Consider the following 14,347-nt stretch of genomic DNA (forward strand, 5'->3'; position numbering starts at 1 on the left):
TCGCTAGATGTCGATGCGGTCGCGGTCGAGGCCCTGGCCTTGGATGATGAACTCCTTGCGCGGAGCAACCTCGTTGCCCATGAGCAGCTCGAAGACTGATCCAGCCTGTTCGGCATCCGAAATATTCACACGGCGTAGCACGCGGTTGTTGCGGTCCATGGTGGTGGTCGCCAGTTGGTCGGCGTCCATCTCCCCCAGACCCTTGTAGCGCTGGATCGGATCCTGATACCGCTTTCCCGACTTCTTGAGGCCAGCCAGAACTGCGTTGAGCTCTTTCTCGGAGTACGTGTAGATCGTCTCGTTGGGCTTCGATCCGGGGTTGATGACGACGACGCGGTGCAGCGGCGGAACCGCGGCGTAGACCCGACCATCCCGAATCATATCGGGCATGTAGCGGAAGAACAGTGTCAATAGCAGCGTGCGGATGTGGGCGCCGTCAACGTCTGCATCCGCCATGATGATGACTTTGCCGTAGCGAGCTGTCGAGAGATCAAAGCTGCGCCCAGAACCTCCACCAATCACCTGGATGATCGATGCGCATTCAGCGTTCGAGAGCATGTCGCTGATGGATGCCTTTTGAACGTTGAGAATTTTGCCTCGAATCGGCAGGAGAGCCTGATACTCGCTATCGCGGCCCAGTTTCGCCGTGCCGAGCGCTGAATCACCTTCCACGATGAAAAGCTCGCTGTTCGCGACATCGTTGGAGCGGCAGTCAACCAGTTTCGCCGGCAGACTCGAGCTCTCAAGCGCATTCTTGCGACGCTGTGTCTCTTTGTGCGCGCGGGCAGAAATGCGCGACTTCATCTCGGCAACAACCTTGTCGAGCACAAGCGAAGACTGTGCCTTGTCGTCACGCTTCGTTGACGAGAACTTCTCGGTGAGAGCTGCGGCAACGACCTTGGCGACGATTGCGCGAACTGCCGGCGTTCCTAAGACCTCCTTGGTCTGGCCCTCAAACTGCGGCTCGGGCAGGCGCACCGTGAGCACTACGGTGAGCCCAGCAAGCACGTCGTCTTTGTCGAGCTTGTCGTTGCCGAGCTTTAGGCGGCGCGCATTCTTTTCTGTCTCGGAGCGCAAGAACTTGAGCAAACTCTGCTCAAACCCCGCGAGATGGGTTCCGCCCTTGGGCGTCGCGATAATGTTGACAAAGCTCTTGACGACAGTCTCGTAGCCGGTACCCCAGCGCAGCGCGACATCGACAACGCAATCTCGAGAGACCTCGGTCGAAACCATGTGGCCGTTCTCCTGCAGTACCGGCACGCTCTCGGTGAATCCCCCAGAGCCGGTAAGCCGCCATGTGTCGGTAATCGGAGGGTCAACGGCGAGGTGTTCAACGAATTCAGAGATCCCGCCCTCAAACGCAAAACTCTCGCGACGTGGCTCATCGCCTCGCTCGTCAGCCACGTTCAGGGTGAGGTTAGGCACGAGGAAAGCAGTTTGACGCAGTCGATCGATCAGCCCATCGGACTGAAATGCTGCACCCTTGGTGAAAATTTGGCGGTCAGCCCAGTAACGAACGCGCGTTCCAGTTCGACCCTTGGGAACCTTGCCGACTACTCGCAGCTCACTGCCGGAAACGAAAGGCGTAAATGGCGCGTCCGGTGTTGGTGCGCCCGAATCCTCAAACGTTCCTGGCTCGCCGCGGTGAAACGACATCGCCCACGTCTTGCCATCACGGTCAACTTCAACGTCGAGTCGTTCAGACAGCGCGTTGACCACTGAAGCGCCCACGCCGTGGAGTCCACCGGAAGCCGCATACGACCCAGAACCGAACTTTCCCCCCGCGTGCAGCTTCGTGAAGACAACCTCAACGCCCGAGAGCCCCGTCTTGGGTTCGATATCGACGGGGATACCACGCGCCTGATCACGAACTTCAACACTCTCGTCGGCGTGCAGAATCACACTGATCTCTGAGCCGTGGCCGTCGAGTGCCTCGTCTACCGAGTTATCGATGATCTCCCAGAGGCAGTGCATAAGCCCGCGTGAGTCGGTAGAGCCGATGTACATACCGGGGCGCTTACGAACAGCTTCGAGCCCCTCAAGTACTGAGAGGTGACGGGCTGAATAGTCAGAGCTCGCCATGATGTACTCCTAGGGTTTGACGACGGAAGACCAGCGTTAAGACTACGTTCTTTGCACGACATTGCCGCTCATCAACACCCATCGCTCGGGGACATTGAGGCTGACCAATTCTGATACGCGCTGAGCGAAATGCCCGCGATATAGGAACAATCCGCAGGTGCTCATGCTTGTATGGGTGTACGGATTAACAACCGCTAGCAAGAAGGAGTAGGCCATGTCACACATTGCAACAGAAGACACCACAGTCGATGAGATGGACTACACCCTCACGGCGCTCGATCGCTGTGACAGTTGTGGCGCGCAGGCATACATTCGCGCGACCCTCGCCAGTGGCGATCTTCTCTTCTGCGCTCACCACGGAGCCAAGTTCAAGGAAAAGCTGTTTCCGACCGCTGTGAACTGGATCGATGAGTCGAGCCGTCTGACCGCTGGACGCACTGTTTAGTCTCGTCAGATAGTTTGCTCGTTGCCGGCACGAGTGTCGGTGTGACCTTCGTAGGAGAACTGTGAAGCGCATCCGACACTACGTGTCTCGTCTTAGGTCGCTGGATGTCAAGAACATGCTGGCGGTAGCGCGGGCCATCAGTGCGCGCGATCGCACACCCACGATTCTGATCCTGTTCGACATGGTGTGGTGCTCGCTTGTCTATCAAGCCGGCTACCTCGACTACGAAGAGTTCGAATTCACCGTGCTCAACCGCGCTGAGCGACGCACGTGGATTACGAGCGGAAACGCAAACTCCATCGTCGTCAAATACAACCAGCGCGACTTTCGCGAACGTTTCTACGACAAGCCAACATTCAACGCAACGTTCAACGAGTGGCTTGGTCGCGACTGGCTCGACCTGAGAACTGCCAGCGAGTCAGAGTTTGTGGAGTTCGTCGGCTCTCACGACCCCATCATGGTCAAGGTTGTCGACAGCATGAGTGGCGCCGGAATCGAAAAACATTCCGGCGAAGAACTCGCCGACGCGCAGGCTCTGTATCGCGAGCTCATGAGCAACCGCCAGTTTCTCGTAGAAGCATTCATCGAGCAGCATCCAGGCATGTCAGCCCTGTGCCCCACGAGTGTGAACTCGCTACGCATGATCACTTTCTTCGACGGCACCGACGTGCACGTTCTCGAGGCCGTGCTGCGAATGGGCAACGGCGCCGACGTCGACAATTACGGTCGAGGCGGCATGTATACGGTGCTCGATGAAAAGACCGGAATCGCTCCGTATGGCGCCTTCGACAAATACGCGAACACCTTTACCACTCACCCACAAACGGGAACACCTATCGTCGGCTTTCAGGTTCCCCTGTACGACGAGGTGCTGAGCACGCTCGACACCGTTTCCCGAATAATTCCGCAGATTCCCTACGTCGGGTGGGACATCGCAATCTCTACCACTGGGCCTGCCATCATCGAAGGCAACTACAACACCGGCGTATTTCAGATGAAGCCAAGCCTCACTGGAATCAAGACCGGGCTGCTGCCCAAGTTTCGCGAAGTCATCGACTTCTAGCAGCGATCGCGAGTCTGACTAAGCCTGTGCTACGCGACGGATGACGCCAAGAGGCGTGCTCTGGTGATCCTGGCCAAGAGGGTTGTCTTGGAGCACCTGCAGCACCAACGCGTTGGTGGATTTATCAGTCGACCCAAGAATGTTGCCGCCGAAGTCATTGATGTCGACTACAGCGACCGTGATCGAGCCGCCGAGTGCCTGAGCAATGTCGCTGGCGACGCCATTGGGACGTGCTGGGCCAAGAACCACATGGGAGTCGTACGGCGGGATGGTGTTCTTCGTTGGGCCATCAATCGCGCGCGCCTTAGGGCCAGCGATTCGGTAGAAATCCCCACTTCGGCCCACGGCCTTGGTAACGGCAGCCACAGCTGCCGCAAAAAGGATGCGTGGGGTGCCACACTCGCGCAGCGCCATTTCCATGGTCTCGGGCATGCCGAGACCAATACCGTGCGACGTCTTCGTGACGTACTTCGAGAGTGTTGTCGCTAGCTTGCGCGGGGTCACCTCAGAAATGGGATACGCACGGCCCTGTGTGATGCCGACGATCTTCTCGGTCACGAAAAGAATGTCGCCATCGCGCACGACATCCGTTGCGTACTCCGACACCACCTGAACGATGTCATCGTCGCGAATCACCAATCGAGTCTTGATGGGAAGTCGTTCGTAAACGACTCCATCGACCTCGACGGTAAGACTCTTTCCAGCGTTCGCTTCAGCACCCATTATTGGCCTATTCGAGGTAGTCGCGCAGTGACTGCGAGCGTGACGGGTGGCGCAGTTTGGCCATCGTCTTGGACTCAATCTGACGGATGCGTTCGCGAGTTACGCCGAACGTGTCACCAATCTGATCAAGTGTCTTGGGCATTCCATCGCCGAGTCCGAAGCGCATGCGAATTACTCCGGCTTCGCGCTCCGAGAGCGAGTCGAGCAGGCTCTCCAACTGCTTCTGCAGCATGGTGAATCCAACAGCATCCGCCGGCACGACGGCCTCGGTGTCCTCGATGAGGTCACCGAATTCGCTGTCGCCGTCTTCACCCAGTGGGGTGTGCAGCGAGATGGGCTCGCGGCCGTACTTCTGAACCTCGACGACTTTCTCAGGGGTCATATCCAGTTCGCGCGACAGCTCTTCTGGAGTGGGCTCGCGGCCCAAGTCCTGAAGCATCTGGCGTTGAACACGAGCAAGCTTGTTGATGACCTCAACCATGTGCACGGGAATACGAATCGTGCGAGCCTGGTCGGCCATGGCGCGAGTAATTGCCTGGCGGATCCACCACGTTGCGTAGGTGGAGAACTTGAAGCCCTTCGTGTAGTCGAATTTCTCGACGGCACGGATAAGGCCCAGGTTTCCCTCTTGGATCAGGTCGAGGAACTGCATGCCGCGACCGGTGTAGCGCTTGGCAAGCGAAACGACCAGTCGAAGGTTTGCCCCGAGCAAGTGGCTCTTGGCGCGCTGTCCATCTTTAGCTACCCACTGAAGTTCGCGACCGAGCGTTGAACGAACCTCGGCTGGAGCCATCTCCGCAAGCTTATCTTCGGCGAAAAGGCCTGCTTCGATGCGCATCGCAAGCTCAACTTCTTGAGCTGCATTGAGCAGCGCGACTTTACCGATCTGCTTCAGGTAGTCCTTGACGGGGTCAGCGGTAGCACCGGTGATCGCGGCCGAGTAAACGGGAACGTCGTCTTCATCGTCTACGAGCGACAGTACGAGCGCGCCAGTGGGCAGTGCTTCGTCTTTGCTCGTCGACTTTTCTTCTTCGTCGTCTTTCGACTCTTCGTTGCCGTCAGCCTCAACGACTTCAGCAGCGGCAGCTGCGGCTTTCCGAGACTTTGCCGGCGCTTTCGCCTTGGCGGGCGCCTTAGCCGCAGCAGGCTTCTTGACTGCCGCGGCCTTCGTTGCCGTTGCCGATTCGGCGGTCGACTTCGTCGTCGCTGCCTTCTTGGTCGCGGGCTTCTTGGTGGCTGCCTTCTTGGCGGTGTTCTCCGCGCCATCGGCTGCTGTGGTCGCCTCGTCTACCGCGTCGACGGCTTTCGTGCGTGCTGCTGCCTTAGCAGGAGCCTTCTTCGTTGCGGTTGCGGACTCCGCAGTCTTAGTTCGGGTCGCCATCTGAACACCTTTCCGAGGTTTTCGGGCAGTACTAAGACCCATGTCAAGTATCTGAACGTTCTGCGCACTGCACAACGGTTCTAGAACAAGAACGGGTCTTACTACTAGTATGCCACGCTTTTTTGGTGCCGAACACCAGACTTAGAGAGGCAGCCCCGGGTTGCTGTCGTCGTCGCCGGCACGTTTAATCGCAAGGAACTTTTGCAACTCGGCAGCAATCTCGTCTGCAGATGGCAGTTCGCCATCTTCATCCGTCAACGGCGACCGCATGGGATTCTCTTCCATGTAGTTGTCGTGACGCTCTTCAAGGGTGCCAACAAGTCGCGCAAGTTCTTGATTGCTTTCGACCTGGCTGTCGATCTTGGCCACAAACTCTCGGCCATCTTCACGAAGTCTGTCTGTAGGAAATATGAGCCCAGTCGCCGCGCTCACGCTTTCCAGCGCGGTAACGGCGGCGGTCGGCCATTCGGTGTCAGCGAGGTAGTGGGGAATGAGCAGAACAAAGCCGGCAGTTGGGTGCCCGAGCTCCTGCAGTCGGAACTCAATCAAGTGCATGGCATTGGCCGGCACTTGAGTGTGCGGCTTCCACACGGACAACGAGTCGATCAGTTCACTGCGATTTCCGCTTACTGTGACGCCAACACTTCTCGTGTGAGGGACAGGCATCGGGATCGCATGAACCCACGTCGTGGACTTCACATCGAACTTCTCGACGAGCCTGAGTACAGCGGCCGAAAAACGCTCCCACTGAAAGTCGGGCTCATAGCCGGTGAGGAGCAAGAAGGGCTGCCCCAACTCATCCTTTGCGAGATACAGCTCGAGCCTGGCTGGACGGTAATCGCTCAAGTGATCTTGATCAAAGTAAATCGTCGGGCGGCGGGCGCGATAGTCCAGAAGCGCATCGTTGTCGAATGATGCGACCACAGTGCGTTCGAGCGTATCGAGGAGATATTGGCTGAGTTGGCTAACCGCTCCACCCGCATCAGCGAACCCGGTAAGGCCAGCGACAAGCGGGAGACCGCGCGGCACCCCAGCGACATCTGTCGCGATGTCATACAGGCCGGCTGGATCTCGCATAATTCAACTCTAATCGCGTGCACGCCCGCATCCTGAGCGTTACGGCCCACAGCGTCATGCTGCTAGCGAACATGCAGGCGGATGCTGGATATCATGAGGGCATGACCGTTGCTACGTTGCATTTGTCCACCGCGCCCGCCTCCGAGATCGAAACCGAGGTACTTGTTATCGGGGTGGTGAAGACTGAATCTGGACCTCAATTGGTCGATACTTCGGCCGCTCTCGCGCCTTTTGCTGAGGCTCTGAGCCTCATCGGCGCCACTGGTGCACAAGACGAAGTTCACCGCATTCCAGCATCCGGTATCGCCGCACCTGCTGTTGCCTTTATCGGCCTCGGTGACCAGGCCCTCTCCCCCGAAATTTTGCGCTACGCAGCAGGGTCGGCAGCGCGCCAACTGCGCGGAGCAGCCCACATCGCGCTTGCCTTAGGAACCGATTCGGCTGACGACACACTCGCAGCGCTCGAAGGCGCAGCGATCGGCGCCTACTCCTATGACGCGTACCGCTCGAGCAAGCCTGAAGCATCCAAGAGCCTCGCCACGGCCATCACCGTCGTGAGCCCAATAAACGATGCAACGCTAATCGAACGAGCCACGATTATTGCTCACGCAACTCACGTGACTCGCGATCTCGTGAACGAAGCTCCTCGTGAGCTCTACCCCGCAACCTTTGCAGATCGCGCCAGTGAACTTTCTGCGCTCGACAATGTAGAGGTCGAAATTCTTGCAGAGAAAGAACTCGAAGAGGGCGGTTTTGGCGGCATCCTTGGTGTTGGGCAGGGCTCGAGCCGGGGCCCGCGTCTCGTCAAGCTCAGCTACAACCCCGCCGGCGCCACTAAACACCTTGCGCTGGTCGGCAAGGGAATCACCTTCGATTCGGGAGGGCTTTCGCTTAAACCAGGCCTCGGTATGATCGGCATGAAGTTCGACATGAGTGGCGCAGCTACCGTCATGGCCGTTGTCGAGGCTTGCGCAAAGCTCGGCACCAATGTGCGTCTCACGGCGTGGCTGTGCCTGGCTGAGAACATGCCATCCGGCACCGCAATACGTCCTAACGATGTGTTGACCATTCGCGGCGGTAAGACTGTCGAAGTGCTCAATACGGATGCTGAGGGTCGCCTCGTCATGGCGGATGGCCTTGTCGTTGCCAGCGAAGAGAACCCTGATGCCATTGTGGATATCGCCACGCTTACCGGTGCTGCCGTGGTTGCACTGGGAAACCGCTATGCCGGCGCGATGGGCGATAAGGAGCTCGTCAATCAGTTAGTCGCGGTTGCCGATAGGGTAGGTGAGCCATTTTGGCCGATGCCTATCAGCCCTGAACTGCGCCCCATGCTCGCGTCTGACGTTGCGGACATCGCGAACATCAAGGCGGGCAACTCCGCCGGTGGCATGTTGATTGCCGCTGCTTTCCTCAAGGACTTCGTCGGCAAGCGCGCTGACAGCACCGAGACCATCCCCTGGGCGCACATTGATATTGCCGGACCTTCCGATAACCGCGCTGGTGGCTGGGGTTATGTCGGCAAGGGCGCTACCGGAATCGGTGTGAGAACACTCATCGAACTGGCCGAGGAATTTTCTCGTCCGTAGTAAGGTTTTTTTATGCGGGTTCTTTCCGCACCATCCGGTCGCACCGTAAACAACTCTGCGGGCCAGCGATCAATTTCCTTACAAGAGGAGCTGCTGTATTGGCTGAGCACAATTTTGACCTTGTCGTTCTTGGTGGAGGAAGTGGTGGCTACGCAGCTGCGTTGCGCGCCTCCGAACTAGGCATGACCGTTGGCTTGATCGAGAAGAGCAAGCTCGGCGGCACCTGTCTGCACGTGGGTTGCATCCCCACCAAGGCGCTTCTTCACTCGGCAGAAGTTGCTGACGTCACCCGGGAAGCCGCCAAGTACGGCGTAAACACCACGCTTGAGGGCATTGATATTGCTGGCGTCACGAAGTACCGCCAGGACATCGTTGCCAGCAAGTACAAGGGCCTCCAGAGCCTCATCAAGATGCGCGGAATCACCGTCATCGAGGGTGAAGGCAAGCTGGTTGCGCCCAACACGGTTCAGGTTGGCGAAGACACCGTTGTCGGCAAGAACGTGGTTCTTGCTACGGGTTCGTACTCGCGATCGCTCCCCGGTCTCGAAATCGGTGGCCGCGTAATCACCTCCGAGCAGGCTCTTGAGCTCGACTTCGTGCCCAAGAAGGTTGCCGTTCTCGGCGGCGGCGTAATCGGTGTCGAGTTCTCCAGTGTCTGGAAGAGCTGGGGCGCCGACGTGACGATCATCGAGGGTCTCCCCAACCTTGTTCCGAACGAAGACGAATCGGTAAGCAAGCAGTTCGAGCGCGCTTTCCGCCGTCGTGGCATCAACTTCCACACCGGCGTGCGATTCAAGAGCGTTGAACAGAACGACGAGGGAGTGGTTGTCACTCTCGAGAACGGCGAGATCGTTGAGGCAGAGCTTCTTCTCGTTGCTGTCGGTCGTGGCCCGTCAACTGCGGGTCTCGGATTCGAGGAAGTCGGCATCGAAATGGATCGCGGCTTCGTCTTGACCAACGATCGACTCGCAACAAACGTTGCCGGCGTATTCGCGGTTGGCGACATTGTCCCCGGCCTCCAACTCGCACACCGCGGGTTCCAGCAGGGAATCTTCGTTGTCGAAGAGATCGCCGGCCTCAAGCCGATCGTGATTGACGACCTCAACATCCCCAAGGTCACCTACAGCGACCCTGAGGTTGCATCCATTGGTCTGACCGAAGCCAAGGCAGTCGAACTGCACGGTGCCGACAACGTCAAGGCCTACGACTACAACTTGGGCGGAAACGGCAAGAGCGCCATCATCGGCACGACCGGATCTATCAAGGTCGTTCGCATCGTTGATGGCCCCGTCGTTGGCGTACACATGATTGGCGCGCGCGTAGGCGAACTAATTGGTGAAGCACAGCTCATCGTCAACTGGGAAGCACATCCAGAAGACATCACACCGCTGCTACACGCACACCCCACTCAAAACGAGGCCCTCGGCGAGGCATTCCTCGCTCTGGCAGGCAAGCCGCTTCACGCGGTATAGGCTCCGCCTCAATCACGGAACTAAGCTATTGACTACAAGCATCACAAAGGAGCAGTACTGATGAGCGAATCCGTTAACCTTCCGGCACTCGGCGAGAGTGTCACCGAGGGCACGGTGACCCGCTGGCTTAAGCAAGTCGGCGAGAGCGTAGAGGTTGACGAGCCCCTGCTCGAAGTCTCGACCGACAAGGTAGACACGGAGATTCCTTCTCCCGTTGCCGGAGTCATCGAAGAGATTTTGGTTGCCGAAGACGAGACAGTTGAAGTAGGCACCGCGCTGGTTCGAATCGGTGACGGTTCGGGTGGCTCAGACGCTGCTCCCGCCGCCACGACTGAGCGTGCCGCCGCCACCGAAGCCGAAACTGAGGCCGCTGCACCAACGGCTGAGGCAGCACCTGCTGCCGAAGCTGCGCCCGCTACCGAAGAACCCGCCGAAGCCCCAGCAGAAGAGGCTGCTCCTGCCGCTGCCGAGCCTGCTGCCCCTGTTGCGGTGGCTCCATCAGCTGAAGCTCCAGCTCCTGAGGAAGCTCAGGCAGAGGCCGCACCAACTGAACAAGCTCCAGCTGCCGATGCCCCCGCTGCTGAGGCCGCGCCCGCTGAAGAGGCCCCCGCTGCGCCTGCTGCAGAAGAAGCTTCGGAGACCAGCGATGAATCTGACAATGACGATTCAGATGCTGACGACTCGCAGGCCGGATACCTCACTCCTCTCGTTCGCAAGCTTGCCAACGAGCGTGGTGTCGACCTGAGCACCATCACCGGTACCGGTGTTGGTGGTCGGATTCGCAAGCAGGATGTGCTTGACGCTAGTGAAAAGGCGTCACGCGCTGAAACGCCCACTGCTACTCCAACCGCAGCCGTCGCTCGCGAGGTCTCACCGCTTCGTGGCACGACAGTGCCGATGTCTCGACTGCGCAAGGTCATCGCCGAGCGTGCCGTTATCTCGATGCAGTCTTCTGCACAGCTCACCTCGGTGGTCGAAGTCGATGTCACGGCTGTTGCCAACTTCCGCAATTCTGTCAAAGACAAGTTCCACGAGAAGACAGGAACGAAACTCTCGTTCCTGCCATTCTTCGCACTTGCTGCGGCCGAAGCACTCACGTCGAACCCGATTATCAACGCGACAATCGAAGACAATTCGATCGTGTACCCGGCGCAGGAGAACATCAGCATTGCTGTTGACACCGAGCGTGGACTTCTCACGCCAGTCATCCGCGATGCCGCATCGCTTGACCTCGCGGGACTCGCTGGAGAGATTGCCGATCTCGCACAGCGCACTCGCGATAACAAGCTCACGCCGGACGAGCTTTCGGGCGGAACGTTCACGCTGACCAACACTGGTTCGCGCGGCGCCCTGTTCGACACTCCGATTGTGTTCCTCCCCCAGTCAGCGATCTTGGGCACGGGAATCGTCACTAAGAAGCCCGTTGTTATTAGCGACGCCAATGGTGACTCGATCGGCATCCGTTCAATGGTGTACTTGGCGCTCAGCTACGACCACCGGATCGTGGACGGCGCTGATGCAGCTCGCTTCCTCGTCGATATGAAGAACCGCCTCGAAGGCGGCGACTTCGCTGACAAACTCGGCATCTAGCTCAATCCGAATCACTCAGGCAGCGTGTAGCTCCTGATTCGCCAACCGGTCTCGCCCTTCACCAGAAGGACCGAGGCCGGTTGGCTTGTTTTTCCATCCACGAATTCAAAGAGCACACTGTCTCCGAGCTGTTGTGTCTTCACACTGGTTTCTGGATCGAACAAGGAGGCGGTTGGCATCTCGCCGCCGCCAAGCACAGCCTCGACTAGTGCGACATCGTTGACATACGCGGGTGCTCCAAGGGAAGATACCGACTCGAGGCAGACCACGGAGAGATCCCGAAGGCACGCGGATCGCGCCGCTAGCAGCAGGGGTAGCGCATGCTCTGCGTCAGCAGGGAGTCCATCGATCGAGTCCGTTGCGCCCGGCGTTTCTGGGACTAACTCCTCAGCGAATCCCGTCACCTCGTTTGCCTGTGCGGTTGAGTCTCCACTATCCGCGGCCTCAATGGTAACGATCGCGCCCGCTGAAATCACACAGACTAACCCGATGGCGGCGAGCACCCAGGTGCGCACCCGCACTGGGCGGCACCACGCACCGAGTGCACTGAGGCCACTAGCGCAACGTTGCTGTAAGTGCTGCACTGCCTCAGCAACATGCCCATCCAGCCCCAAAGGTAGAGCAAGTACAGAGCGCGCCTCACTCAGCGCTGGCACCCCGTGGGCACGGTCAATCGAGGCGACCAAGCGCACCGCGCTCGACGCCTCGGTAGCCGCATCCGTGGCATCTGCAGCAAGCCGAAGCGGCTCTGGCGCTCCTATGCAAAACAACCGCTGCTCAAGTTGCTGATCCCAGTCGGGTACGCCAGTGTTTGCGTCATCGTTAAGCCAATCATTGAGCTCGCGCACCGAACGCGACGCCTCCCTGTCAGCACCTATTGCAGCAAGCACACTGCCCGCGAGCGTTGCTAACTGGCGCCGATCTTCTCTGAATGCCTCATCGAGTTGCAGCTCGACGGGAGTTGGACTCGTAGTAGTCAACTGCGCAAAGCCAAACTCGCTGAAGAACGGACACCCAGAATCATCGAACTGCACGGCATCCGCGGTCACAGCTCCGATTGCAACCCCTGACCGGTGGGCACGGCTGAGCGCAGCAACCAGTGGCGCAATGACCGTGATCGCTTCACCGGGCCGCAGCGAACGTCGATCGCGCAATAGCCGCCGCAGCGTGCCCGCCCCGATCCAGCGCACGACAAGAACGGGTGCGTCATCAGCGGAGGCAGCGAGATCATCAATAGCAAGGATGTGGGCACCACTCGCCCGTGACAGGCACTCGACCTCCGTTAGTATTTGTGCGGTTGTCGTGCCGATGTGGAACCGCTTGAGGGCTCGGATTACGGGTGGCGGTTCAACGATCGACTGCACTGATGCCGACCGCTGAAGCGCAGAAGCTCGCTGATCGGGGTATCTCGTGTGCACAAGAATCACTCTCGCGCGGGCAGTTTCGGCGAGGGCACGAATGGTCCTATACCCAGTCACGGCGTCATCAGTCACAGCCCAATCCTCGGCGGACTGCCCGAACCTCATTGAAGTGACTAGCGAGCTGTGGAGAACTACCCAACTCATCGTGCAGTGAAGGTGAGGTGAGGCCGACACGCTGTCAACAGCGTCACGATTTGGGTAACAGCTCAAATCAGGAATTCAGCATCGCGTTGTAGGCCGTATCCTAGAAGCATGGCACGCAGAGAAAAGACGACGAAGGCTCCGAAAGAACCAGGCCGCATCAAGCAGATGTACCAAGTCTTCCAGATGACGAGGCGGTACGACAACCTCGCGATTTGGTACTTCTTGCTCGCATTTTTGCTCCCGACTCTTGTCGGACTCGCACTTGCATTCCTGATTTCCGCGGGAAACGTCTTGGGCTTTGTGCTCTACATCGTTGCGGGTGTCATGGCCGGTCTCCTCGCGTTCCTCATAGTTCTTGGTCGTCGCGCAGAACGGGCTGCCTACTCGCAGATCGCAGGAGAGCCCGGTGCAGTTGGTGCCGTCTTGAAGAGCTCGCTGCGTCGTGGTTGGACTGCGAGCGAAATGCCTGTCGCAATCAGCCCGAAGACCCAGGACGCCGTCTACCGTGCTGTAGGCAAGGGCGGAATCGCGCTGATTGGCGAAGGCCCACGTAGCCGCACTCAAAAGATGCTCGAAGACGAACGCCGCAAGCTGGTTCGCTTCTTGCCCAACGTTCCGGTGCATTTCATCTACGTCGGCCCTGACGCAGATTCGGTAGCGCTGCACAAGCTCGCGCCCACCCTCGGTCGCCTCAAGAATGTTCTCCGCAAGCCAGAAATTCTTGCAATTACTAACCGCCTAACCTCGCTCGACAAGAACGGGCTCCCCATTCCTAAGGGAATTGACCCGATGAAGGCACGCGCGCAGCGTTCACAACGCGCCTAGCCTGTGCGGGCGTGTGCCTAGGGCCCGTGTCTCTCAGGCGCACGTTACTAGCGACGAACGAGCAGTGTGCCTGCGAGTCGATCGTGCATGCCCCGCTGATCGGCATCCCAGATCACTGCAGGGATGACGATCGCCATGAGGAGTGTTCGCACGATTGGCCGCCACAGACCTAGGTAGCCTCCGGCGAGTGGAACAACCCGCAGGCCCATGATGAGATGACCAAAGCTGCCGTTTGCGGTGATGAGTAATACAATCTGAGCGGTGACAAACACGCCTAGGGTTGCCAGAGCATCGTAGTTGAAGAACGCGATCGAAACCACAACAGCAAAACCCCAGTCGACCGCCAGTGCGGCAAGACGACGACCAAGCCTCGCTATAGAACGTGGGCCGTCAGCCGGAAGTCCGATGTGCTTGCCCGGCCACTGATCGTTTGAGTTTTGCTGCTGATTCACCGCCTCAGCCTAACCAATTTCACGCATGTAACATGCCCGAAACATTTCGGTGATGCTTGCGAAACTCGGGTTCTGTACCCTAA

Annotated in this window: 12 protein-coding genes; 6 read left to right on the forward strand and 6 right to left on the reverse strand. The window is 58.6% G+C overall.

What is annotated here, in order from left to right:
• Positions 1-3 precede the first annotated feature (3 nt).
• On the reverse strand, positions 4-2,082 hold the full coding sequence (locus tag ACTJJW_RS07835) for a DNA gyrase/topoisomerase IV subunit B (RefSeq protein ID WP_462643562.1): 2,079 nt from the start codon (positions 2,080-2,082) through the stop codon (positions 4-6).
• A 214-nt stretch (positions 2,083-2,296) separates the two neighbouring features.
• Between ACTJJW_RS07835 and ACTJJW_RS07840 the strand changes: the two genes are divergently transcribed.
• Complete coding sequence (locus tag ACTJJW_RS07840; RefSeq protein ID WP_462643563.1) at positions 2,297-2,527, forward strand: DUF7455 domain-containing protein; 231 nt, start codon at positions 2,297-2,299, stop codon at positions 2,525-2,527.
• Between the two features lie 61 nt (positions 2,528-2,588).
• Entirely contained in the window at positions 2,589-3,590 is a 1,002-nt protein-coding gene (locus tag ACTJJW_RS07845; protein ID WP_462643564.1) for a sugar-transfer associated ATP-grasp domain-containing protein, read from the forward strand.
• Between the two features lie 18 nt (positions 3,591-3,608).
• Here ACTJJW_RS07845 and ACTJJW_RS07850 read toward each other — a convergent pair whose 3' ends face one another.
• The 3 genes from ACTJJW_RS07850 to ACTJJW_RS07860 all read right to left on the reverse strand — a co-directional run bounded on the left by ACTJJW_RS07850 (position 3,609) and on the right by ACTJJW_RS07860 (position 6,771).
• The gene (locus tag ACTJJW_RS07850) at positions 3,609-4,313 is read right to left on the reverse strand and encodes a coenzyme F420-0:L-glutamate ligase (protein WP_462643565.1); all 705 of its coding nucleotides are present in this window, start codon (positions 4,311-4,313) and stop codon (positions 3,609-3,611) included.
• A gap of 7 nt (positions 4,314-4,320) precedes the next feature.
• Positions 4,321-5,736, reverse strand: a complete 1,416-nt coding sequence (locus ACTJJW_RS07855) for an RNA polymerase sigma factor (protein ID WP_462643566.1) — start codon at positions 5,734-5,736, stop codon at positions 4,321-4,323.
• A gap of 99 nt (positions 5,737-5,835) precedes the next feature.
• A complete protein-coding gene (locus ACTJJW_RS07860; protein ID WP_462643567.1) occupies positions 5,836-6,771 on the reverse strand; it encodes a proteasome assembly chaperone family protein in 936 nt (311 codons plus the stop codon).
• Positions 6,772-6,827: 56 nt separating this feature from the next.
• Here ACTJJW_RS07860 and ACTJJW_RS07865 point away from each other — a divergent pair, with 56 nt between their 5' ends.
• The 3 genes from ACTJJW_RS07865 to sucB all read left to right on the forward strand — a co-directional run bounded on the left by ACTJJW_RS07865 (position 6,828) and on the right by sucB (position 11,422).
• A complete protein-coding gene (locus ACTJJW_RS07865; protein WP_462643869.1) occupies positions 6,828-8,360 on the forward strand; it encodes a leucyl aminopeptidase in 1,533 nt (510 codons plus the stop codon).
• Positions 8,361-8,458: 98 nt separating this feature from the next.
• Positions 8,459-9,832, forward strand: coding sequence for a dihydrolipoyl dehydrogenase (gene lpdA, locus ACTJJW_RS07870; protein ID WP_462643568.1), 1,374 nt, complete (start codon positions 8,459-8,461; stop codon positions 9,830-9,832).
• Positions 9,833-9,892: 60 nt separating this feature from the next.
• Positions 9,893-11,422, forward strand: a complete 1,530-nt coding sequence (gene sucB / locus ACTJJW_RS07875) for a 2-oxoglutarate dehydrogenase, E2 component, dihydrolipoamide succinyltransferase (RefSeq protein ID WP_462643569.1) — start codon at positions 9,893-9,895, stop codon at positions 11,420-11,422.
• A gap of 11 nt (positions 11,423-11,433) precedes the next feature.
• Here the strand turns inward: sucB and ACTJJW_RS07880 are convergent, their stop codons facing one another.
• A complete protein-coding gene (locus tag ACTJJW_RS07880; protein WP_462643570.1) occupies positions 11,434-12,915 on the reverse strand; it encodes a hypothetical protein in 1,482 nt (493 codons plus the stop codon).
• 180 nt (positions 12,916-13,095) lie between these two features.
• On the opposite strand from ACTJJW_RS07880, the gene ACTJJW_RS07885 reads away from it, so the two are divergent.
• Positions 13,096-13,812, forward strand: coding sequence for a DUF4191 domain-containing protein (locus ACTJJW_RS07885; RefSeq protein WP_462643571.1), 717 nt, complete (start codon positions 13,096-13,098; stop codon positions 13,810-13,812).
• Positions 13,813-13,859: 47 nt separating this feature from the next.
• Here the strand turns inward: ACTJJW_RS07885 and ACTJJW_RS07890 are convergent, their stop codons facing one another.
• Positions 13,860-14,264, reverse strand: coding sequence for an RDD family protein (locus ACTJJW_RS07890; protein WP_462643572.1), 405 nt, complete (start codon positions 14,262-14,264; stop codon positions 13,860-13,862).
• Between the last annotated feature and the right edge of the window lie 83 nt (positions 14,265-14,347).

Source organism: Rhodoglobus galactosidasius (assembly GCF_054957775.1).